The organism is Mycobacterium sp. NGS59, from assembly GCF_059812345.1.
The window spans coordinates 195,757-216,659 of sequence record NZ_JCALCN010000008.1 but is presented as its reverse complement, the minus strand read 5'-3'; the positions used below and the strand labels follow the sequence as shown (position 1 = coordinate 216,659).

At 67.9% G+C, this 20,903-nt stretch carries 20 protein-coding genes and 1 pseudogene; 11 read left to right on the top strand and 10 right to left on the bottom strand.

Features of this window, described 5'->3' with window-relative positions; all coding sequences use genetic code 11:
* Window positions 1-24: 24 nt before the first annotated feature.
* From AC5Y46_RS12380 to AC5Y46_RS12370, 3 genes are read right to left on the bottom strand one after another with little or no spacing between them, the layout of a single operon-like run.
* Window positions 25-942, bottom strand: a complete 918-nt coding sequence (locus AC5Y46_RS12380) for a cyclopropane mycolic acid synthase family methyltransferase (protein ID WP_499944760.1) — start codon at window positions 940-942, stop codon at window positions 25-27.
* 23 nt (window positions 943-965) lie between these two features.
* Complete coding sequence (locus AC5Y46_RS12375; RefSeq protein ID WP_499944761.1) at window positions 966-1,466, bottom strand: FAS1-like dehydratase domain-containing protein; 501 nt, start codon at window positions 1,464-1,466, stop codon at window positions 966-968.
* 40 nt (window positions 1,467-1,506) lie between these two features.
* On the bottom strand, window positions 1,507-2,415 hold the full coding sequence (locus AC5Y46_RS12370; protein WP_499991288.1) for an HAD family hydrolase: 909 nt from the start codon (window positions 2,413-2,415) through the stop codon (window positions 1,507-1,509).
* 131 nt (window positions 2,416-2,546) lie between these two features.
* On the opposite strand from AC5Y46_RS12370, the pseudogene AC5Y46_RS12365 reads away from it, so the two are divergent.
* The 7 genes and pseudogenes from AC5Y46_RS12365 to AC5Y46_RS12335 all read left to right on the top strand — a co-directional run bounded on the left by AC5Y46_RS12365 (window position 2,547) and on the right by AC5Y46_RS12335 (window position 8,803).
* A pseudogene (locus AC5Y46_RS12365) lies at window positions 2,547-2,878 on the top strand (glutaredoxin family protein).
* A gap of 51 nt (window positions 2,879-2,929) precedes the next feature.
* Window positions 2,930-4,288 carry a glutamyl-tRNA reductase gene (locus AC5Y46_RS12360; protein WP_499944763.1) on the top strand — a complete coding sequence of 453 codons (1,359 nt, stop codon included), beginning with the start codon at window positions 2,930-2,932 and terminating at the stop codon, window positions 4,286-4,288.
* A gap of 13 nt (window positions 4,289-4,301) precedes the next feature.
* On the top strand, window positions 4,302-5,249 hold the full coding sequence (gene hemC, locus AC5Y46_RS12355) for a hydroxymethylbilane synthase (protein ID WP_499991283.1): 948 nt from the start codon (window positions 4,302-4,304) through the stop codon (window positions 5,247-5,249).
* A 23-nt stretch (window positions 5,250-5,272) separates the two neighbouring features.
* A complete protein-coding gene (locus AC5Y46_RS12350) occupies window positions 5,273-6,928 on the top strand; it encodes a bifunctional uroporphyrinogen-III C-methyltransferase/uroporphyrinogen-III synthase (RefSeq protein ID WP_499991281.1) in 1,656 nt (551 codons plus the stop codon).
* A 91-nt stretch (window positions 6,929-7,019) separates the two neighbouring features.
* The gene (gene hemB, locus AC5Y46_RS12345; protein WP_499991279.1) at window positions 7,020-7,991 is read left to right on the top strand and encodes a porphobilinogen synthase; all 972 of its coding nucleotides are present in this window, start codon (window positions 7,020-7,022) and stop codon (window positions 7,989-7,991) included.
* A gap of 15 nt (window positions 7,992-8,006) precedes the next feature.
* Window positions 8,007-8,561 (top strand): transport-regulating membrane protein Mce1N, encoded by a 555-nt coding sequence (gene mce1N / locus AC5Y46_RS12340; protein ID WP_499944767.1) that lies wholly within the window; start codon window positions 8,007-8,009, stop codon window positions 8,559-8,561.
* Between the two features lie 23 nt (window positions 8,562-8,584).
* Window positions 8,585-8,803 (top strand): hypothetical protein, encoded by a 219-nt coding sequence (locus AC5Y46_RS12335; protein WP_499991315.1) that lies wholly within the window; start codon window positions 8,585-8,587, stop codon window positions 8,801-8,803.
* On the opposite strand, the gene AC5Y46_RS12330 is transcribed toward AC5Y46_RS12335, so the two are convergent.
* Entirely contained in the window at window positions 8,787-9,218 is a 432-nt protein-coding gene (locus AC5Y46_RS12330) for an STAS domain-containing protein (RefSeq protein WP_499944769.1), read from the bottom strand. The two genes, AC5Y46_RS12335 and AC5Y46_RS12330, sit on opposite strands and share 17 nt — an antisense overlap.
* A 161-nt stretch (window positions 9,219-9,379) precedes the next feature.
* Here AC5Y46_RS12330 and AC5Y46_RS12325 point away from each other — a divergent pair, with 161 nt between their 5' ends.
* Together AC5Y46_RS12325 and AC5Y46_RS12320 are read left to right on the top strand one after the other, a co-directional pair.
* The gene (locus tag AC5Y46_RS12325) at window positions 9,380-10,636 is read left to right on the top strand and encodes an acyltransferase family protein (protein WP_499991277.1); all 1,257 of its coding nucleotides are present in this window, start codon (window positions 9,380-9,382) and stop codon (window positions 10,634-10,636) included.
* 88 nt (window positions 10,637-10,724) lie between these two features.
* Window positions 10,725-11,408 (top strand): Rv0518 family GDSL lipase, encoded by a 684-nt coding sequence (locus AC5Y46_RS12320; RefSeq protein WP_499991312.1) that lies wholly within the window; start codon window positions 10,725-10,727, stop codon window positions 11,406-11,408.
* Window positions 11,409-11,439: 31 nt separating this feature from the next.
* Here AC5Y46_RS12320 and AC5Y46_RS12315 read toward each other — a convergent pair whose 3' ends face one another.
* Window positions 11,440-12,651 carry a L,D-transpeptidase gene (locus AC5Y46_RS12315; protein WP_499991309.1) on the bottom strand — a complete coding sequence of 404 codons (1,212 nt, stop codon included), beginning with the start codon at window positions 12,649-12,651 and terminating at the stop codon, window positions 11,440-11,442.
* A gap of 75 nt (window positions 12,652-12,726) precedes the next feature.
* On the opposite strand from AC5Y46_RS12315, the gene AC5Y46_RS12310 reads away from it, so the two are divergent.
* Window positions 12,727-13,509, top strand: coding sequence for a hypothetical protein (locus AC5Y46_RS12310; RefSeq protein ID WP_499991274.1), 783 nt, complete (start codon window positions 12,727-12,729; stop codon window positions 13,507-13,509).
* A gap of 246 nt (window positions 13,510-13,755) precedes the next feature.
* Here AC5Y46_RS12310 and AC5Y46_RS12305 read toward each other — a convergent pair whose 3' ends face one another.
* Both AC5Y46_RS12305 and AC5Y46_RS12300 read right to left on the bottom strand, forming a co-directional pair.
* Complete coding sequence (locus tag AC5Y46_RS12305) at window positions 13,756-15,864, bottom strand: acyltransferase family protein (protein ID WP_499991272.1); 2,109 nt, start codon at window positions 15,862-15,864, stop codon at window positions 13,756-13,758.
* A gap of 3 nt (window positions 15,865-15,867) precedes the next feature.
* Complete coding sequence (locus AC5Y46_RS12300) at window positions 15,868-16,731, bottom strand: alpha/beta hydrolase (RefSeq protein ID WP_499991306.1); 864 nt, start codon at window positions 16,729-16,731, stop codon at window positions 15,868-15,870.
* 112 nt (window positions 16,732-16,843) lie between these two features.
* Here AC5Y46_RS12300 and AC5Y46_RS12295 point away from each other — a divergent pair, with 112 nt between their 5' ends.
* Window positions 16,844-18,187 (top strand): amino acid permease, encoded by a 1,344-nt coding sequence (locus AC5Y46_RS12295; protein ID WP_499991270.1) that lies wholly within the window; start codon window positions 16,844-16,846, stop codon window positions 18,185-18,187.
* A 118-nt stretch (window positions 18,188-18,305) separates the two neighbouring features.
* Here AC5Y46_RS12295 and AC5Y46_RS12290 read toward each other — a convergent pair whose 3' ends face one another.
* The 3 genes from AC5Y46_RS12290 to AC5Y46_RS12280 form a co-directional block, all read right to left on the bottom strand.
* On the bottom strand, window positions 18,306-18,566 hold the full coding sequence (locus tag AC5Y46_RS12290; protein ID WP_499944258.1) for a WGxxGxxG family protein: 261 nt from the start codon (window positions 18,564-18,566) through the stop codon (window positions 18,306-18,308).
* 209 nt (window positions 18,567-18,775) lie between these two features.
* Window positions 18,776-19,696 carry a ketopantoate reductase family protein gene (locus tag AC5Y46_RS12285; protein WP_499944259.1) on the bottom strand — a complete coding sequence of 307 codons (921 nt, stop codon included), beginning with the start codon at window positions 19,694-19,696 and terminating at the stop codon, window positions 18,776-18,778.
* Complete coding sequence (locus tag AC5Y46_RS12280; protein WP_499991266.1) at window positions 19,693-20,865, bottom strand: enolase C-terminal domain-like protein; 1,173 nt, start codon at window positions 20,863-20,865, stop codon at window positions 19,693-19,695. The genes AC5Y46_RS12285 and AC5Y46_RS12280 overlap by 4 nt, the downstream gene beginning before the upstream one ends.
* Between the last annotated feature and the right edge of the window lie 38 nt (window positions 20,866-20,903).

Sequence of the window (20,903 nt, the reverse complement as noted above, 5' to 3'; positions counted from 1 at the left end):
GTCTGCTCGCGCAGGGGACGGGAGTTACTTGACCAGGGTGAACTGGCACACGTTGGTGTAGCCGTCGCGGAACAGGTCCGAGCAACCGCGCAGGTACTTCATGAAGGTGTCGTACTCCTGCTCACCCTTGAGCTCGATGGCCTTGTCCTTGTGTGCTTCCAGCGCATCGGCCCAGGCGTTCAGGGTGGGCACATAGTTCTTGCCGATGAAGTGGTGACGCTCGATCTTGAAACCCGCCTCGGTCGAGTACCGGTCCACCTGCTCGACCTGGGGCAACTTACCGCCGGGGTAGATCTCCTTGAGGATGAAGCTGATGAAACGCAGCAGGCTCATCGTGGTCTTGAGGCCCATCTGCTTACCCTCTTCGGCGGTGGGCACCACGATGGAGTGCAGCAGGAAACGGCCGTCGTCGGGCAGCAGGTTGTAGTACTTCTTGAAGAAGGTGGCGTAGCGCTGGTAGCCGGCGTCACCGGCCCCGTCGGCGAAGTGCTCGAACGCCCCGAGCGACACGATCCGGTCGATCGGTTCGTCGTCGAATTCCTCCCAGCCCTGCAGACGCACCTCTTTGCGCCGCGGGCTGTCCATCTCGGCGAACTTCTGCTCGCAGTGGGCGAGCTGGTTCTCGCTGAGCGTCAGGCCGATGACGTTGACGTCGTAGTGCTCGACGGCGTGCCGCATCGTCGAACCCCAGCCGGAGCCGATGTCGAGCAGGGTCATACCCGGCTCGAGGTTCAGCTTGTCCAGCGCCAGCTTGCGCTTGGCGAACTGCGCCTCCTCGAGCGTCTTGCTCTGCGGCTCGTCGATGTTGGGTTTCTCGTCGAAGTAGGCGCAGCTGTACGTCATCGACGGGTCGAGCCACAGCTTGAAGAACTCGTTCGACCGGTCGTAGTGCGACTGCACATCTTCAACCGGGGGCTGTAGTTGGGTGCCTTCTGAAGTCATTAAAACGACGCTACCTGCTCTGTTTAGATGGATGCAATTGCCGCGACGGTCGCCTCGGCCTGATCGTCGTGCTTCGCCGCTTCACCGAGCATAGTGACAATGCTGGTCACTACCGGATTTCCGTCGGCATCGGTCACTTCGCTTCGGATTTCGGCCAACACCGTCCCGTGGGACTGGATCACCGAATCCAAATACGTGTCGAAGTGTAGTTCGTCGCCCACCAAGATCGGCCGGTGGAACAGGAACTTCTGGTCACGATGCATTACCCGGGCGATGTTGATCGGGATGCTGAACTTGGTGAAAATCTCCAGCTGCACGCGCCGACCGGCGATGGCCAGGAAGGTCAGCGGGGCCGGCAGCACTTCGTAACCGGCTTCGGCGGCGACGGCTTCGTCGTAGTGGATCGGGTTGTCGTCCTTGACCGAAGCGGCGAATTCCCGGATCTTCTCCCGCCCGACCACGAAGTGGTCTTCCTGCCGGTAGTGCTTACCGATGATGCCTTCGGCTCCCTGAGGAACAGTCATGCCGCCGCTTTCTCGAATAGTTGCTCAGCGGCGCAGCTTATCAGCGCGGTTGCCGTCGAGAGGCGAGCGCGGCCAACGCGCCCCCGGCGGCTCCCAGCGCCAATGCCGACGGAACGCCGATGCGGGCGGCTTTGCGGGCGGTCCGGAAGTCGCGGATCTCCCAGCCCCGTTCACGGGCCAGGCTGCGCAACCGGGCGTCGGGATTGATAGCGACGGCGGTACCCACCAGCGACAGCATCGGGACGTCGTTGTAGCTGTCGGAATAGGCGGTGCAGCGCTTGAGGTTCAGGCCTTCCCGGATCGCCAGCGAGCGCACCGCGTGCGCCTTGCCGACGCCGTGCAGGATGTCGCCCACCAGCCGGCCGGTGAACACCCCGTCCACCGATTCGGCCACCGAGCCCAGGGCGCCGGTCAGCCCGAGCCGACGGGCGATCGTCGCCGCGAGCTCGTACGGCGTGGCGGTGATCAGCCATACCTGCTGGCCGGCGTCCAGGTGCATCTGAGTGAGCTCGCGGGTGCCCGACCAGATCTTGTCGGCGATGATCTCGTCGTAGATCTCTTCGCCCAGGCGCACCAGTTCGTCGACGGACCGGCCCTCGATGAAGGCCAGTGCCTTGCGCCGCCCGGCCGCGACGTCCTCGGCGTTCTCCTTGCCCAGCACCTGAAACTTGGCCTGGGCGTAGACGAATCCGAGTACGTCGCGGTAGGTGAAGTAGTCGCGGGCGGCCAGCCCGCGGCCGAAGTGCACCGCCGAGGAGCCTTGCACCAACGTGTTGTCGACGTCGAAGAACGCGGCGGCGGTCAGGTCGACCGGCGGCGGCGGACGATCCTCTGCGGGGGCGGCGTGCAGGTCGTCGAGGGCGCGTTCGGCGCTGGCGTTGGCGGCCAGGTTCTCCAATTCGGGGTTACCGGTCTGGACGGCGTTTTTCGCGGGGTCGGAGGAAGCCATCTCAAACCTCCCAGATCGCTGTGTAGCCCGGTTCGCGGTCCCTGCAAGCCGCCGACGTCAACCCTATCCGGCCGCGCCGTCGAACGGATTCAACCGCGGCTCGCGCCCGGCGAAATGCCACACTGATGCCCATGACGCCAACCGCACGCCGCCCCCGGGTGGAGTTGCTGACCCGCGCCGGATGTGCGATCTGCCTGCGGGTCCACGCCCAGTTGGCCGAGTTGGCCGGCGAGTTGGACTTCGACCTGACCAGCGTCGACGTCGACGCCGCGGCGGCCGCCGGAAACCCCGGCCTGCGGGCCGAATTCGGCGACCGGCTGCCGGTGGTACTGCTCGACGGCCGGGAGCACAGCTACTGGGAGGTCGACGAACCCCGGTTACGCGCCGACCTCGCGGCCCGCTGACTGTGACCGGCATCCGTCCCGCGGCATTTGGTAGCCCACCTGCGAACCGACTACCGTAGGTAGCAGTTCACTTTCCGACGCTGCAAGGGAGCGGGCCAGGTGATGCTGCCGTGAGCATCCTGCTCTTCGGAGTTTCGCACCGCAGTGCGCCGGTCTCCATCCTGGAACAACTCAGCATCGACGAGTCCGATCAGGTCAAGATCGTCGACCAGGTGCTGCAGTCCCCGTTGGTGACCGAGGCCATGGTGCTCTCGACGTGCAACCGTGTCGAGGTCTACGCCGTGGTCGAGGCGTTTCACGGCGGGCTCTCGGTGATCGGGCAGGTGCTGGCCGAATACTCCGGCATGTCGATGGGCGACCTGACCAAGCACGCCTACGTGCGCTACAGCGAGGCCGCCGTCGAGCACCTGTTCGCGGTGGCCAGCGGCCTGGATTCGGCGGTCGTCGGCGAGCAGCAGGTGCTCGGCCAGGTACGCCGCGCCTACGCGTCCGCAGAGGCCAACAGTGCCGTCGGCCGGGTGTTGCACGAATTGGCCCAGCGGGCTTTGTCGGTGGGCAAGCGGGTGCATTCGGAAACCGCGATCGACGCCGCCGGTGCCTCGGTGGTGTCGGTGGCCCTCGGCATCGCCGAGCGCAAGCTGGGCACCCTGGCCGGCAAGACCGCCGCGCTGGTCGGAGCGGGGGCCATGGGTGGGCTGGCGGCGTCGCATCTGGCGCGCGCCGGCATCGGGCGGGTGTACGTCGTGAATCGGTCGGTAGCCCGGGCGCAGCGACTGGCGGCACGGCTCACCGAGTCCGGTGTACCGGCCGAGGCGCTGGGCTTGGACGGGCTGGCCGATGCCTTGGCCGACGCCGACGTCGTGGTCAGTTGCACCGGCGCGGTGAGCCCGGTGGTGTCGCTGGCCGACGTGCACCACGCGCTGGCCGGCGCCCCCCGCGACGAAGCCACCAGGCCTTTGGTCGTCTGCGATCTCGGGATGCCCCGCGACGTCGATCCGGCGGTGGCCGGACTGCCCGGCGTCCTGGTCGTCGACGTGGACCGGGTGCAACACGAGCCGTCGGCGCACGCCGCGGCGGCCGACGTCGACGCCGCTCGCCACATCGTCGCCGCCGAAGTCGCCGCCTACCTGGCGGGGCAACGGATGGCCGAGGTCACCCCGACGGTCACCGCGCTGCGCCAGCGCGCCGCCGACGTGGTCGAGGCGGAGTTGCTGCGCCTGGACAACCGGTTGCCCGGGCTGGAGAGCGCCCAGCGCGAAGAGGTGGCCCGCACGGTGCGCCGCGTCGTCGACAAGCTGCTGCACGCGCCCACGGTGCGGATCAAGCAGCTCGCCAGCTCTCCCGGCGGCGACAGCTACGCCGAGGCGCTGCGCGAACTCTTCGAGCTCGATCAGACCGCTGTCGATGCGGTGGCCGCCGGCGAATTACCGGTCCTGCCAATCGGATTCGACAACCACTCAGCCGACTAACCGATTGGCGCATGTGATTCGGATAGGCACTCGTGGCAGCCTGCTGGCCACCACCCAGGCTGCGACCGTCAGGGACGCACTGATCGCCAACGGCCATCCCGCGGAGCTGGTGACCATCAGCACCGCGGGCGACAAGTCGTCGGCGCCGATCGAAACGCTCGGAGTGGGGGTGTTCACCACCGCGTTGCGCGAAGCGATGCAGGACGGCCGCGTGGACGCCGCGGTGCACTCGCACAAGGACCTGCCGACCGCCGACGACCCCCGGTTCACCATCGCGGCCATCCCGCCACGGGAGGACGCCCGCGATGCCGTCGTGGCCCGCGACGGGTTGGTGCTGGGAGAGTTGCCGGCCGGTTCGCTGGTCGGGACGTCTTCGCCGCGACGGGCCGCACAGCTTAGAGCATTGGGTCTCGGTTTGGAAATCCGCCCCCTAAGAGGCAACCTAGATACCAGGTTGAACAGGGTAAGCAGTGGTGATCTTGACGCCATCGTGGTGGCCCGGGCCGGTCTGGCTCGACTGGGCCGTCTCGACGACGTCACCGAGACATTGGAGCCGGTGCAGATGTTGCCAGCGCCTGCTCAGGGCGCGCTCGCCGTCGAATGCCGGGCGGGCGACAGCGGGCTCGTCGCGGTGCTGGCGGAGCTGGACGACGCCGACTCGCGGGTGGCGGTCACCGCGGAGCGAGCTCTGCTCGCCGAACTGGAGGCGGGTTGCTCCGCGCCGGTGGGGGCGATCGCCGAAGTGGTCGAGTCCATCGACGAGGAGGGGCGCATCTTCGAGGAGCTGTCGCTGCGCGCTTGCGTGGCGGCGCTGGACGGGTCCGACGTGATCCGCGCGTCCGGCATCGGCACCTCTGAGCGGGCCCGGGAGCTGGGTCTCTCGGTCGCCGCGGAGTTGTTCGAGCTGGGCGCCGCAGAGTTGATGAGGGGAGCACGGGAAGAGCCCGTGCAAGGAGATTGAAAGAGACTGTGGGAGCGACAACGATGACGCGAGGGCGTAAGCCGAGGCCGGGCCGCATCACATTCGTGGGCTCTGGTCCTGGCGACCCCGGTCTGCTGACCACCCGGGCCGCGACGGTACTGGCCAATGCGGCGCTGGTGTTCACCGACCCCGACGTGCCGGAGCCGGTATTGGCGCTGATCGGCAAGGATCTGCCGCCGGTGTCGGGTCCGGCGCCCGCCGACGCGTCGGGCAGCACCGACGCGCCGACCGGGTCGGAGGTCCCGCCGGCGGTGGTGGCCAGCGGTCCTGACATCCGCCCGGCGCTGGGTGATCCGGCCGAGGTCGCCAAGACGCTGACCCACGAAGCCCGGTTGGGCGTCGACGTGGTGCGCCTGGTGGCCGGTGACCCGCTGGCCGTCGACGCGGTCATCACCGAGGTGAACGCGGTCGCACGGACCCACCTGCACGTCGAGATCGTGCCCGGGCTGTCGCCCAGCAGCGCCGTGCCGACCTATGCCGGGTTGCCGCTGGGTTCGTCGCACACCGTCGCCGACGTGCGCGACCCGCATGTGGATTGGGACGCTCTGGCCGCCGCGCCCGGTCCACTGATCCTGCAGGCCACCGCCTCGCATCTGGCCGATGCCGCGCGCACGCTGATCGACCACGAGTTGGCGGACTCCACGCCGTGCGTGGTGACCGCGCAGGGCACCACCTGCCAGCAGCGTTCGGTGGAGACCACACTGCAGGGTCTCACCGACCCCGCCGTCCTGGGCGGCGGTAACGATCCGGCCGGCCCGTTGACCGGGCCGCTGGTGGTGACCATCGGCAAGACGGTGACCAGCCGGGCCAAGTTGAACTGGTGGGAGAGCAGGGCGCTGTACGGCTGGACCGTGCTGGTGCCGCGCACCAAGGACCAGGCCGGTGAGATGAGCGAGCGGCTCACCTCCTACGGCGCGCTGCCGATCGAGGTGCCGACCATCGCCGTCGAGCCGCCGCGCAGCCCCGCGCAGATGGAGCGTGCCGTCAAGGGACTGGTCGACGGCCGGTTCCAGTGGGTGGTGTTCACCTCCACCAACGCGGTGCGCGCGGTGTGGGAGAAGTTCGGCGAGTTCGGTCTGGACGCCCGCGCGTTCTCCGGGGTCAAGATCGCCTGTGTCGGCGAGTCGACGGCCGACCGGGTCCGCGCGTTCGGGATCAGCCCCGAGCTGGTGCCGTCCGGTGAGCAGTCCTCGATGGGCCTGCTGGACGAATTCCCGCCCTACGACAGCATTTTCGACCCGGTGAACCGGGTGCTGCTGCCGCGCGCGGACATCGCGACCGAGACGTTGGCCGAGGGCTTGCGCGAGCGTGGCTGGGAGATCGAGGACGTCACCGCCTACCGGACGGTGCGGGCCGCGCCGCCGCCGGCGGCCACCCGCGAGATGATCAAGACCGGCGGCTTCGACGCGGTGTGCTTCACCTCCAGCTCCACCGTGCGCAACCTGGTCGGCATCGCCGGCAAGCCGCACGCGCGGACCATCATCGCCTGCATCGGCCCCAAGACCGCCGAGACCGCCGCCGAGTTCGGGTTGCGGGTGGACGTGCAGCCCGACACCGCCGCGGTGGGTCCGCTGGTGGACGCGCTGGCCGAGCACGCGGCCCGGTTGCGGGCCGAGGGTGCGCTGCCGCCGCCGCGCAAGAAGAGCCGCAGGCGATGACGTATCGTGCGTTGACTCTGCGTCCAGGGCGCAATTGTTCGAGTAACTTCCGCCCTCAACGCAGAGTCAGCGCACGGATGAGGCCCTAGCCGTGCGACAGCGTCCGCGCCGGCTGCGTGCCACGCCCGCGCTGCGGCGTCTGGTGGCGCAAACTTCGCTGGAGCCAAGGCATTTGGTGCTGCCGATGTTCGTTGCCGACGGCATCGACGAACCACGCCCGATAGCGTCGATGCCGGGGGTGGTGCAGCACACGCGGGACTCGCTGCGCAGTGCCGCCGCCGACGCGGTCGCCGCCGGGGTGGGCGGACTGATGCTGTTCGGGGTGCCGCGCGGGCAGGACAAGGACGCGCTCGGCTCAGCCGGTACCGACCCCGACGGCATCCTCAACGTGGCGCTGCGCGACCTGGCCAAGGACCTCGGCGACTCGACGGTGTTGATGGCCGACACCTGCCTGGATGAGTTCACCGACCATGGACACTGCGGCGTGCTGGATGCGCGCGGCCGCGTCGACAATGACGCTACCATCGCCAGCTACGTGAAACTTGCTGTGGCACAAGCGGAGTCGGGCGCACACGTGGTCGGGCCCAGTGGCATGATGGATGGTCAGGTGGCCGCTATCCGCGACGGCCTGGACGCAGCGGGTCACACCGACGTGGTGATCCTGGCGTATGCCGCGAAGTTCGCCTCGGCGTTCTACGGTCCATTCCGCGAGGCGGTCGCCTCCAGCCTCTCCGGGGACCGGCGCACCTATCAGCAGGAGCCCGGCAACATCCGGGAGGCGTTGCGCGAAGTGGAGTTGGACCTGGCCGAGGGGGCCGACATCGTGATGGTCAAACCCGCTTTGGGATATCTGGATGTGGTAGCCGCAGCGGCGGCGCGATCGGACGTGCCGGTGGCGGCGTACCAGGTGTCGGGGGAGTATTCGATGATTTGTGCGGCGGCAGCCAATAATTGGATCGACGAACACGCCGCGGCACTGGAGTCGTTGACCAGCATCCGGCGGGCGGGGGCCGATATCGTGCTCACCTATTGGGCCGCGGACGCGGCGGGATGGCTTTCTTGAACCGGTGAGGCGCACATGACAGCAGCGGGGGATCCCACGGAAGACCAGCCCCTGTTCTACGAACCGGGTGCCAGTCGGTACTGGTTGCTGGCGGGCCCGGCGTCGGCGGCATCGCTGATCTACATCCAGTGGAGCAACCATGTGCAGATCTCGCTGCTGGTGCCCGCCGTCTTCCTCGTGCTGGTGACGGCGTTCGTGGGGTTACAGGTGCACGCCGCGCGGATCCACACCTCCGTCGAGTTGACCGAGGACGCGTTACGGCAGGGCACCGAGACCATCCTGGTGTCCGAGATCGTCAAGGTGTTCCCGGAAGCCGAGAACTCGGTGGCCTCGGGGAAAACGCTGGCCAGATGGCAGACGGCGCGGGCGCTCGGCGAGCTCGTGGGGGTGCCGCGCGGCCGCTACGGCATCGGCCTGAAACTCACCGGCGGGCGCACCGCGCAGGCCTGGGCCCGTCGTCATCGCCACCTGCGGGACGTGCTGACCCCGCTGGTCGAGCGGCGGCATGGGCCGTTCGTCCCGGATATCGCCGACGATCTGGACATCGACGACGACGAGTCGCAGCTGTGAAGGCCCGCGCTGTCGTCGAACTGATGCTGGCGGGGGCCGCGGCGGTGGCGACGGGTTTGTGCTGGCTACATACCCGCTCGACGATCGCGGTTGCGCCGGTGGTCGAGGGGCAACCGTCCACGTGGTCGGTCGTCTACCACCCGCAGCAGTTGGTACTGACGCTGTCGTTGGCGACGGTCGCCGGGATTTTCGCGGTGGTCGGTCTGGCCAGGTTGCGACGGACCGCTACGCGGACTTCTTGACCAGCGGCAATACCAGCCGGCGGCGCGCCGCGATGCCGTCGGCCAGGTGCCGCAGTGCCGCGTGCACCGAGCGGGTAACCGGGAACGGTGTGTCGTCGGAGTCTGCCAGCAATGCGCCCACGATCGGGTTGGCGACGATCATCCACTCCACCCCGGCGGCGCGGCACTCCTCGTCGAGCACGCAGAACAGCGAGATCCCGGCGGTGGAGAAGTGATCCAGTTCGCTGAGGTCGAGAACGATCGGGCTGTCACCGAGGACGAAACGCCGGACATACTCGCCGACCCGGTCGACGTTGACGGCGTCGATCTCGCCGCGAATGGTGACCACGGTGGCCAGGTGGCGGCAGTGCGCTCGGATCTGTGCACCGCCACAGTCGACGGCGCCCGAAACCGGTCCTGCGATCGCAATCGTCATGAACTGCCCCATTTCCCCGCGGCCGTCTCCCCAACCGTGGAAGACCAAACCTTGCCTATAAGGTGCCCGCAAAACATAAAGGGACCGGTAGTTACGACTAATTCTTTGCTAAGAAGCGGCTGTTAGGCTGCTCTGGCCAGAGACCAGACGGAAAGAACCACGTGCCAAGCGGAGAACTCAAGGGCCAGATCAAAGGTGAGATCAAGGCCCTGACCGGACTCCGCATCGTCGCCGCGGTATGGGTGGTGCTGTTCCACTTCCGGCCCATGGTTGCCGACGTCTCGCCCGACCTGCGGGAGAACCTGGCGCCGGTGCTCAACTGCGGCGCGCAGGGCGTCGACCTGTTCTTCATCCTCAGCGGGTTCGTCCTGACCTGGAACTATCTCGACCGCATGGGCCACTCATGGTCGCTGCGCGCCACCGTGCACTTCCTGTGGCTGCGGCTGGCCAGGGTGTGGCCGGTGTACCTGGTGACCCTGCACCTGGCGGCCTTCTGGTGGATTCTCACCCTGCACATCGGGCACACGCCCTCACCCGACATCGGCCGGCTGACCGCGATCAGCTACGTGCGGCAGGTGCTGCTGATCCAGCTCTGGTATCAGCCCTACTTCGACCTGTCCAGCTGGGACGGGCCGGCCTGGTCGATCAGCGCCGAATGGCTGGCCTACCTGCTGTTCGGCGGGCTGGTGCTGATCATCTGGCGGATCCAGCACGCGACGCGGGCGCGTGGGCTGATGATGCTGGCGGTCGCGGCGTCCTTGCCGCCCGTGGTGCTGCTGCTGGCCAGCGGGGTCTTCTACACGCCGTGGAGTTGGTTGCCGCGCATCGTGACCCAGTTCGCCGCCGGAGCGATAGCGTGCGCGGCCGTGCGCCGGCTGCGGCTCGGCGAGCGCGGGCGTCGCATCGCCGGGTATCTGTCCCTGCTGCTCGTCGTCGCACTCGTCGGCATCCTGTACTTCCTCGATGCGCACCCGATCACCGGGGTGTATGACAGCAGCGGGGTAGTCGATCTGCTGTTCGTGCCGCTGGTGATAACCCTGGCGATCGGCATCGGCAGCCTGCCGGCGCTGCTCTCGACGCGACTGATGGTCTACGGCGGGGAGATCTCCTTCTGTCTGTACATGGTGCACGAGTTGGTGCACACGCCGTGGACGTGGGCGGTGGTGAACTTCGAATTGCGTCCTTGGGAGCAGGACAGTCCGTGGAAGTGGAATATCTTTGGGCTGCTGGCGATCTCGGTGGGGCTGTCGATGCTGCTGTACCGGTTAGTGGAAGAGCCCGCGCGGCGTTGGATGCGCCGGATGGTCGACGCCAGGCCCACCCCCGCAGGCCATGAACCCGACGATTCCCCGGGCACCAATCTCGATCCCATCCACGTCGCACGCGAAGAGAACTCGGCGCGGGCCGCGGCGATCTGACGCTCACCGCGCGTTGACGAGTGTTCGCGTCGACATCGGCCTACGATTCAGGGACTGGTCTGAAACGTCTTTATGGAGGCGCGTGGTGGTGGGTCGGCTGGCCACGTGGGTCATCGGTGTCGCGTTCGTGCTCGGTCTGGTCGCTCCGATCACGGCGCAGTCGGCTTATCGCCCAACGAGTTTCGACTTCCGGATGAGCCGCATCGCGGTAATCGGCGACTCCTACACCACCGGCACCGACGAGGGTGGGCTCGGGCCGAAAGCGTGGACGGCCCGTGCCTGGCAGCTGCTGTCGGCGCGGGGCCTGCGCATCGATGCCGACGTGGTGGCCGAGGGCCGTGCCGGGTACGGCATGGTCGGTTCCCGCGGCAGCGTGTTCGCGGATCTGACCGCGCGGGCGGTCAAGCCGGACGACGTGCTGGTCATGTTCTACGGCTCCCGCAACGACCAGGGTGTGGAGCCCGGGTTACTCGCCGACCGGGTGCGCATCACCTTCGAGGCCGCGCGCCGTCTGGCGCCGTCGGCGCGGTTCCTGGTGATCGGACCGCCGTGGCCCACCGCCGACGTGCCCGTTGCGGTATTGCAGATTCGCGACGTGCTGCACGTCGCGGCCCGGGGCGTCGGTGCGGCGTTCGTCGATCCGATCGACCAGCGCTGGTTCGTCGACCGGCCGGATCTGATCGGCACGGACGGCGTGCACCCGAACGATGCGGGGCATTTATACATGGCGCGCAAGATCGCGCCGTTGGTGCGTACGCAGTTGGCGCGGTGAGCGGGGCTCGACCTGACCGGAACGCCCAACGCTACGAGGGCGCCAGCGCGCTCCCCTTGCGCCACTCGTCCCAACTGATCGTCCAGTCGCCGTTCTGCTCGATCTTCAGCGGCGCCCCACCGGTGTTTCGCACCTCGACGACGTCGCCCGGCACGGAGAAGTCGTAGAACCATTTGGCGTTCTCGCCGTTGAGGTTCAGGCAGCCGTGCGAGGTATTGGTATGGCCCTGAGCCCACACCGTCGAATCCAGCTGATGCAGATAGATGCCGTCGATGCTGATCCGGGTGGCGTAATTGATCGTCTCGCGGTATCCGAGCCGGGAATTCTTGGGCAGCCCGAATGTCGAGGAATCCATGATCACCGGGTTTCCCCTGTCCAGCACGGTGTAGACGCCCGGCGGGGTCCAGAATGACAAGGTCCGTCCGCCGACGGTCTCGGTACCGCCCATCCCCATTGAGGTGGGCATCGTCCGGACCAGTCTCCCGTTGTCGAAGACGCTGACCATCTTGGTGGTGTCATCGGCGATGGACACGTGCGCATCGCCGATGCGAAATGACACCCGGCTGTCCTCCTGCCCGAACATGCCGCCGCCCAACGCAATACCGTAGATCTTGGCTTCGGCCGTCACCGTGGTACCGGGTGCGTAGTAGTGCTCGGGTCGCCAGTGGGCGTTCTGCGAGTCGACCCAATGCCAGGATCCCGGCACGGCGGGGTTGGTGGTCACCACCAACTGGCGCTCGGCGGCGGCCCGGTCGGCGATCTCCTCGTCGAAGTGCGCGACGACCACTGTTCCGACCCCGTAGGTGCCGCCTTCCCGCAACGCGGCCTCCGACGTCATCGTGAACGACACCTTGGTCTGGTTGGACGGCCGCACCGTGGCGAAGGACGAAACCTGCCTATTCTCAACGCCGTTGGTTCCGCGGCTGGTGACATTGAGGGTGTAGGTGCGCGCGTAACCCAGCGGGCCGGTCGGTTTCCACACCGTGCTATCGGGTGTCATGACGCCGTCGATCGGCTTGCCGGCGTCGTTGACCATGCGCACCTCGACCAGTGTTCCCGTGTCGGCTTTCACCTGCACCGGCGCCGCCGGTTGGACATCGCGCGCATCCGGCCCCGGCGTGATCGTCACCCGCGCGGGACCCGTCGCGGCCGGCGCGTCCCCCGGGGAATGGCAGGCGGATACCGCCAGTCCGAGCACCACGAGCACGCACAGAAACCGACCTAGGAACATATTGGCTTTCATCACCGAGGGAATTAGCCAACGACATGGGCTTCAAACCGTTGCCTAGCTCACCCGGACGCGAGAGATCATGGCGTTATGGCCGACGACGAGCTCGATACCCTGTACCGGGTCCCGGCGGATCAGTTCACCGCCGAACGCAAGAACCTGGCCGCCGCGGCCAAGAAGCGCGGCGATAACGAAGCGGCCAAACGGATTTCCGCAGCCCGCAAACCCACCACAGCGGCGTGGATCGTCAACCGGTTGGTGATCGACCATAGGGACGCGCAGACCCGCTTGGGCGAGCTGGGTGACAGCCTGCGCGACGCGCACGCCGCGATGGACGGCGCACAGATCCGCGAGTTGTCCGCCCGGCAACATCGTCTGATCAACGAACTCACCGAAGCCGCAATCGATGCGGCCGAGGTGAAGAACCCGTCGGCGTCGATTCGCGACGACATCACGGGCACGTTGCAAGCCGCGATCGCTGACCCCGAAGTGCGCGCGCGTCTCGGCCGCCTGACCAAGGCCGAACGCTGGTCGGGCTTCGGCGAGTTCGGCGACAGCGCGACGGTTTCAACAGCCGCCGGACCCAAGCGGTCCGCGCCGGCGGCCAAGCAGGCGCCGGAGCGGGAGCGGGAAAAGTTGACGGCCGCGGTGGCCGCGGCCGAGCAGGCGGCGGCGCAAGCTGACAGCGTGCTGGCCGACCGGCGAGCGGAGCGTGACGCCGCCCGGACGCGGCGTGACGAAGCAGCAACAGCTCTGAGCAAGGCAGAGCGCGCTCTAGCCAGTGCTGAGAACAACTACGAAAAGGCGCTCAAAGCCGGTCGCGATGCCGCGCAGGCGCTGAAAGAGGCCAAAGCTGAACTGAAACGGACGTAGCAACCCCAAACCGGTTGCCGCTCAGTCGATTCGCGTCTCAGTCCTCCGCGTGCCGCTCGTAGTCCCAACGTTCGAGTCGAGCCTGCAGCTGCACTAGACCGAGTCCGGCGACCGGCGCGGCTGCGGTGAGCAGTACCGCAACAATCGGACTCATCATCAAAACCTCCAAAACCCTTTCATTCGTACCACGTTCGGCGCGAGATCGTGGTTCATTCGGCAACGATGTCGCCACGAATTCGACGCAATTCAGGCACCCGACAGCGCGCGGTCGGCCAACGCCCCGATCACCGGCGCCAGCAACTGCGCGTACTGCGTGGTGACGTGGTTGTCGTCGCGGAACACCAGGGTGTTGCCGACGATCATCGGGCAGCGCTCGGGGGTGCAGAACAGGTCGGTCAGGTCCGCGTAGGAGCCGCCGGCCGCGGTCGTCACCCGCTGCTCGGCCGCGACGCCGTCGCCGTTGACCGCGACCGATCGCCCCGGTGCGCAGGCGCCCGCGTTGTCCAGATGCGCGGACAGGCACGTCGGCGCCGAGGACTGCGGGTCGGCGACCGGACCCAGCACCAGTACGGTCGACCCCATGCCGCGCAGGTAGGCGACGATGGCCCCCAGTTTGTCGATCCAGGCCGGATCGTAGGAGGCGAAGCTGAAGTCGCCGTGATAGCGCCGGCTCATGCTCAGCACCACCAGCCGCGGCCGCTCGGCCCGCAGCCGGTCGACGATCTCGGCCCGCCACTGCTCGCACTCGGTGTACTTGCGGCCCAGGTAGGGACTGACGATCGGCAGGTCCAGGAACGGGCAGGTGACCTTGGCCATCGTCTCCAGCCGCCAGTGCCGCTCGGCGGCGACCCGCTGCAGCGCCGGGTCCCACATCGCGGCGTGCGAGTCGCCGATCAGCGTGACCCGGACAGGCGAGGCGGTGTCCGCGGTCGCGCATTCGCTCTGGCCGACGTCGCGCCAGGAACGCATGCAGCCGTTGACGAACACCGGCGCCTTGTCAGCCGGCGCCGCGGCCAGCGACGGGTTCAGATTGGACGGCACCGCACGCAACCCGGCAGATGCCGCCAACGCCGCACGGGCCTGCGCGAACGCCTGACGTACCGCGGCTTCCTGCGGACTGACCTGCGGGTCGGGGACCGGAGGCAGCGCCGCGATCTTGGCCTGCGGAGCCGCGGCCCCATGACCCACCGGCGCCGGCACGGCCGTCAGCAACACCGCACACGCGCACGCCGCGACGGCACTGGCCGCACCGGCGACTGCCAGGCTGGCCTTGGCCGAGCGGCGCAACGCCGCGGCGAACCGGCCGGGATTCTCCACCGCATGCATGGTGATCAGCGCAAGACCGGCCGACACCGTCGTCGCCGCCAGCCGGCCCGGCAGCCCGCCGGGATCGCCCAGCAGGGGCGGCAGCAGCAGCAGCACCGGCCAGTGCCACAGGTACCACGAGTACGACACCCGCCCGATTGCCCGCATCACCGGCGGGCACAGCACCCGGCCGACCCCCATGCCCCCGGTCACGCAGCCGCCGCCGATCACCAGCGCGGTGCCCAGCACCGGCAGCAGGGCCGACGTGCCGGGATACGGGGTGTGCGGCCCCAACTGCGTGCAGGTCAGCAGGATCAGCCCCAGACCTCCCCAGCCGACGATCGTCGCGGGCAACAACGGCAGCCGCCGCCACTGGTCGATGGTCAGCGCCACCAGCCCGCCGGCGGCCAACTCCCAGGCCCGGGTGGGCAGCGAGAAGAACGCCCATGGCGGCGAGATATGCGTCCAGAACACCGCCGCGGCCAACGACGCCGCACCGACCACCGCCAGCACCACGGCATACGGTGCCGTCCTGGACATCAGGCCGGGGCGGAACCGGCCGACCAGCCACGCCGTGCCGATGATCAGGGCCGGCCACACCAGATAAAACTGCTCCTCCACACCTAGCGACCAGTAATGCTGGAACGGTGACGGCAGGTCGGAACCCATGTAGTCGGTGCCCTGGACCGCGAACCGGTAGTTGCCGACGTAGAGCATGCTGGCGATGCCGTCGACGAACACCCGTCGGGCCTGCAGCGGTGGCAGCACGATGGCCGCCGCGACGGCGGTGACGACGCCGACGGCGGCCGCCGCCGGCAGCAGGCGCCGGGCGCGTGCGGCGTAGAAGCTGCCCAGCGCAACGGTTTTCGTGGTCGACACTTCGCGCCAGAGCAGTCCGGTGATCAGGAACCCGGAGATGACGAAGAAGATGTCGACGCCGATGTAGCCGCCGCCGATGCCGGGGATGCCCGCGTGGTAGAAGACGACGGCGATCACCGCCACGGCACGCAGGCCTTCGATGTCCGGCCTGAAGCGTCCCCGGGGAGTCATCGGCTAGGTCGCCATCCAGGCGAGCTCGCCGGGTAGTTGGCCACGCCAGAATTCGACGTCGTGTCCGCCGGGGGAGAAGCTGCCCGCCGGCTTCTTCTTGAGTTGGCCGACGAACTGGCTGCTGGCGAAGAAGAAGCGGTCACCGATGCCGCAGTCGACCCGGATCGGTATCGAGTTCAGCACCGGGAGGCCGAATACCGTGTTGCGGTTCCAGTCGTCGACGCTGTCGAACGCCCCGGGTGCGGCGCCGAGGTAGGACAGGTACAGCGCCGGGCTGATCGCGCAGATCCCGGCGGTGCGGGCCGGTCCGAGACGGGCGCCCAGCAGCAGTGCGCCGTAACCACCCATCGACCAGCCGAGGAATCCGACGCGGGAGGTGTCCATCCCCATCGAGGTGAGCATCGGCAACAGTTCTTCGAGCACCATGGTCCCGGCGTCCTCGCCATTGCTGCGCCGGTGCCAGTAGGAGCTGGCGCCGCCGTCCACACCCACCACCGCGAACGGCGGTTTGCCCTCGGCGACCAACTGCGCCAGCGCATCCTCGACGCCGCAGTCCAGCATCATGTTCGCGTCGCTGTCTTTGCCGTGCAAGGCGATCACCGGGCGCAGCATCTTGGTCTGACCAGGCGGCATGGCGATCACCCAGTTGGTCTTGACCCCGCCACGCGCGGCTGAGACGAACGAACCGGTGAGCTTGGTCGGCAGCGTCTTGCCCGCGGTGGGAGGGTCGAACGGCGCCGGAGCCTGGGGCGCGGCAAGGGGTTTGGCTGGATCCAACAGCGCACCGAGCGCGAACAGGCCCGCAGCGCCCGCGCCGGCGCCCATGCGCAGCACCGTACGGCGGGACAGGTCGGCCACGAGCGTCAATGATGCCGTGCCGACGGCCTTCTCGGGGATGAGCCACGCCGTATTGCAAGGCAGTCGTAACGGCGGTGTGACCCCCATGGTGCCCCGAGGCGTGGATGTGCTGTGGTTAGCCATGGCTAGCACTTCGCAGCTGCGCCAAGACTTGTCGCAACGGCAGCTCAGCATGATCGCCCTCGGCGGGGTGATCGGCGCCGGGTTGTTCGTCGGCTCGGGTGTGGTGATCGCGACGACCGGGCCTGCCGCGTTCCTGACGTACGCGATCTGCGGGCTGTTGGTCGTCCTGGTGATGCGGATGCTGGGCGAGATGGCGGCGGCCAATCCGTCGACCGGCTCGTTCGCCGACTACGCCGCCACGGCCCTGGGCGGCTGGGCAGGGTTTTCGGTCGGCTGGCTGTACTGGTACTTCTGGGTGATCGTCGTCGGATTCGAGGCCGTCGCCGGCGGCAAGGTGCTCAATTACTGGTTGCCCGCGCCGCTGTGGCTCCTGTCGTTGTGCCTGATGGTGTTGATGACGGTCACCAATCTGTTCTCGGTGTCCTCGTTCGGCGAGTTCGAATTCTGGTTCGCCGGAATCAAAGTCGCGGCCATCGTGGTGTTCCTGGGTCTGGGTACCGCCTTCGCGGTGGGGCTGTGGCCAGGCCGGCGGTTGGACTTCTCCAACCTGACCGCCCACGGCGGATTTCTCCCCCACGGTGTGGGTGCCGTGCTCGGCGCCGTCGTCGTGGTGATCTTTTCCATGGTCGGTGCCGAAGTCGTCACGATCGCCGCCGCCGAGAGTCGCGACCCGGAACTGGCCATCGCGCGGGCGACCAGGTCGGTGGTCGCCCGCATCGTGGTCTTCTTCGTCGGCTCGGTGCTTCTGCTGGTGGTGGTCACGCCGTGGAATTCGTTGGAACCCGGGGCATCACCGTACGTCGGCGCGCTGACGCACATGGGCCTGCCGGGCGCGGATCAGGTGATGAACGCCGTGGTGCTCACCGCGGTCCTGTCGTGTCTGAACTCCGGCCTCTACACGTCGTCGCGGATGTTGTTCGTCCTCGCACGCCGACGGGAGGCGCCCGTTGCGCTGGTCAAGCTGAGTCGGCGCGGGGTGCCCGCCATCGCCATCCTGTGTTCGTCGGTGATCGGGTTCGGCTGCGTGCTGATGTCCTGGCTGTCACCCGACACGGTATTCCTGTTCCTGCTCAACTCTTCTGGCGCGGTCATCTTGTTCGTCTACCTGCTGATCGCGCTGTCGCAGATCGTGTTGCGGCGCCGCACATCACCGGACAAGCTGCGGGTGACGATGTGGTTGTTTCCGGTGCTGTCGATCCTGACCACAGTGGGGATCATCGCCGTGCTGGTGCAGATGGCCTTCGATGCCCAGGCGCGCAGTCAGCTGTGGCTCAGTCTGTTGTCCTGGGCGGTGGTGGTCGGGGTGTATTTCGTTGTGCCGAGCAGACGCAAAAGCCCCTGAAACGGGACGTTTCAGGGGGCTTTCGCGTCTGCTCGCGCGGGATACCGAGAGGTGAACGACCGCAGTGTTTTTCGAGACGCCTCCGCCGGCGGTGATCGCCGGCGGAGGCACGTCTCGGTTAGGCGGCCGGCCGGCGAGTGGCGGTCGGTGCGACGGTGGCGTCGTTGCGCCGCCCCCTCAACCCCGCCAAACCGGCCAGGCCGAGGAGACCGGTGAGGCCCCACAGACCGGTTTTGTCGCTGTTCTGGTTGTCGTCCTTGTCGGCCAGCGTGGTGGTCGACGACGGGGCAGGAGCCGGGTCGACGGAGGCACTGGCGATGCCTGCTCCGCCGAAACTGAGAGCCGCTGCCGTCCCGAAGATGGCGATTGCCTTGCGCATTTCAAATTTTCCCTTCGACCGTGATCGAGCGGAATGGATTTGGAACCAGTGTGTTCTAGTTCCTCGGATGACGGCAGAACGGATCTCCGCAGTGCCGCGTGCTCGACATACCCGGGCGTTTAGCGCTCAAACCTGCTTTCGCACACGGTTTCCTCATCCAGATACACGATGCGGAACGGACCCACCGGAATGCGAAGCCATTCCTGTCGTCAGCTGCGCCATTGCCTTTCAACCGATTTGACCAACGCGGTCAGCGTCGCGTTCACCGGCGCTTCGATCCCGACCCGAGCGCCCTGCCGTGGCACCGCGCCGTTGATGACGTCGATCTCGCTGACCCGGCGCGCCTCGTGGTCGAGCAGTGCCGAGGGTTTCGCGTCGGGCATGCCCGCACCGAAGTTGCGCACGTGCGCCACGGGATCGGCGACGTCGATGGCGATGCCGGATGCGCGCGCCACCGTCCACGCCTCCGTCGCCGCGGCCCGACTGACCGGGCCGATATCCGGATCATCCATCACCTGACCGACGGTCAGGCCCGTCAGCGCACACGGCGCGCTGTAGGCGACATTGCAGATCAGCTTCTCCCACTGCATGGCGGCGATGTCGGTGACCGCGGCGGCGTCGAAGCCCGCAACGGTCCACACCTGCGCCACTTCGGCAACCGCCTCGTAGGACAGCGACGAGTAGGCACCAAAACGCATGGCGCGCATGGCGTTATGGTGCACATGTCCGGGTGCGACCCGCGCCGCGCCGAAGCCGCTGGCGATCCCGACCGCCACCCGTTGCTCGCCGACGATGCCGGCGACCGTATCCGCTGAGCCCAGACCATTCTGGATGGTCAGCACCGGCGTGGCAGCACCGAGCATCGAAAGTGCCTGTCGGGCACCGGTGCTCACGTCGGCGGCCTTGACGGCTAGCACGATCAAATCCATCGGCTCGGCCGGGGCGACGGTGTCGGCGCGCACCCGCACGGTCTGGTCGTAGTCGGGTCCGCTGACCCGCAGACCGTGCTGGGTGATCGCGTCGATGCCGGGTTGGTAACTGTCCACCACCAGCACGTCGTTGCCCGCCGCGGCCAGTTTGGCCGCATAGATCGAACCCATTGCACCGCAACCGATTACCGCGATCTTCATGCGTCCGCTCCCAGCTCGGTGATCAGTTCGGCCAAGCCGGGCTTTTGTTCCAGCCCGAAACCCGGCGCGTCGGTCGGCGAGATGCGGCCGGCCTCCAGCACGCAATCCGGCGAGTAGCCGCCGAACGGCTGGAACACCCCCGGATAGGACTCACATCCGCCCAGGCCCAACCCAATCGCGATGTGCAGGTTGATCAGGTGGCCGCCGTGCGGAAAGGCGAACCGGCGGTCGAAGCCGTGCGCCTCGAGCACCGAGAGCATGCGGGCGTATTCACCCAACCCGTAGCTCAGCCCGGCGTCCATCTGGAAGATGTCGCGGCCGGCCCGCATGCCGCCGTACCGCACCAGGTTGACGACGTCGGGCACCGAGAACAGGTTCTCCCCGGTGGCCACGGCACCGTCATAACAGTCCGTCACCGCATGATTCAGGTCGAAATCCAGCGGATCGCCGGGTTCTTCGAACCAGCGCAGCCGGTAGGGCGACAACACGGCCGCCCAGTCGGTCGCCGCGGACCGGCCGAATCGGCCGTTGGCGTCCACCGCGACCCGCCCACCGTCACCGACCAGGTCCACCGCGGCCTCGATGCGGGCCAGGTCCTCAGGCATCGACGCCCCGCCGATCTTCATCTTCACCGCGTCATACCCCAGGTCCAGGTAGGAGCGCAGCTCGGCGCGCAGTCGCTGCACGCCGGCGCCGGGGGAGTAGTAGCCGCCGGCGGCGTAGACGGCGACCGACGTGGCCGACTGCCGTCCGAAGTGCCGGGCGATCGTGGCGTGGGCGGGCTCGTCGTTGAGTTTGGCGTTGAGGTCCCAGCAGGCCAGTTCCAGGGCCGCCGCGGCGGCGGCCCGGTCGCCGTGCCCGCCGGGCTTCTCGTCACGCAGCGCACACGCCAGGACCGCGGCCGGGTCGAGCAGGCCCGCGTCGTCCAGCAGCGCATCCGGGGACGCGGCGAGCACCCGCGGGATCATCCGGTCGCGCAGGATCCCGCCCTGGGCGAATCGACCGATCGAGTCGAATGCCACCCCGACCGTGCGCCGGCCGTTCCGGACGGCGGTGATCGCCAGCAGCGAGACGGTGTGCCCGGCGAAGCTGACCAGCGCATTCGCCGGCGCACCGTTGCCCTCGCTGCGAAGGGCGACAGAGCGCTCCCGGATCGCGGTGAGTTTCATCACCCGAACCGGTGTCCATGCGGTAGTTGCATAGCCAA

Excerpts from the sequence above, each read along its gene's own strand:
- AC5Y46_RS12280 (WP_499991266.1), bottom strand. The coding sequence starts at position 20,865 with ATGAAACTCACCGCGATCCGGGAGCGCTCTGTCGCCCTTCGCAGCGAG.
- AC5Y46_RS12330 (WP_499944769.1), bottom strand. The coding sequence starts at position 9,218 with ATGACGATTGCGATCGCAGGACCGGTTTCGGGCGCCGTCGACTGTGGC.
- AC5Y46_RS12285 (WP_499944259.1), bottom strand. The coding sequence starts at position 19,696 with ATGAAGATCGCGGTAATCGGTTGCGGTGCAATGGGTTCGATCTATGCG.
- AC5Y46_RS12310 (WP_499991274.1), top strand. The coding sequence starts at position 12,727 with ATGGCCGACGACGAGCTCGATACCCTGTACCGGGTCCCGGCGGATCAG.
- mce1N (WP_499944767.1), top strand. The coding sequence starts at position 8,007 with ATGACAGCAGCGGGGGATCCCACGGAAGACCAGCCCCTGTTCTACGAA.
- AC5Y46_RS12335 (WP_499991315.1), top strand. The coding sequence starts at position 8,585 with ATGCTGGCGGGGGCCGCGGCGGTGGCGACGGGTTTGTGCTGGCTACAT.
- AC5Y46_RS12290 (WP_499944258.1), bottom strand. The coding sequence starts at position 18,566 with ATGCGCAAGGCAATCGCCATCTTCGGGACGGCAGCGGCTCTCAGTTTC.
- AC5Y46_RS12305 (WP_499991272.1), bottom strand. The coding sequence starts at position 15,864 with ATGACTCCCCGGGGACGCTTCAGGCCGGACATCGAAGGCCTGCGTGCC.
- AC5Y46_RS12295 (WP_499991270.1), top strand. The coding sequence starts at position 16,844 with ATGGCTAGCACTTCGCAGCTGCGCCAAGACTTGTCGCAACGGCAGCTC.
- AC5Y46_RS12350 (WP_499991281.1), top strand. The coding sequence starts at position 5,273 with ATGACGCGAGGGCGTAAGCCGAGGCCGGGCCGCATCACATTCGTGGGC.
- AC5Y46_RS12375 (WP_499944761.1), bottom strand. The coding sequence starts at position 1,466 with ATGACTGTTCCTCAGGGAGCCGAAGGCATCATCGGTAAGCACTACCGG.
- AC5Y46_RS12315 (WP_499991309.1), bottom strand. The coding sequence starts at position 12,651 with ATGAAAGCCAATATGTTCCTAGGTCGGTTTCTGTGCGTGCTCGTGGTG.
- AC5Y46_RS12370 (WP_499991288.1), bottom strand. The coding sequence starts at position 2,415 with ATGGCTTCCTCCGACCCCGCGAAAAACGCCGTCCAGACCGGTAACCCC.
- AC5Y46_RS12380 (WP_499944760.1), bottom strand. The coding sequence starts at position 942 with ATGACTTCAGAAGGCACCCAACTACAGCCCCCGGTTGAAGATGTGCAG.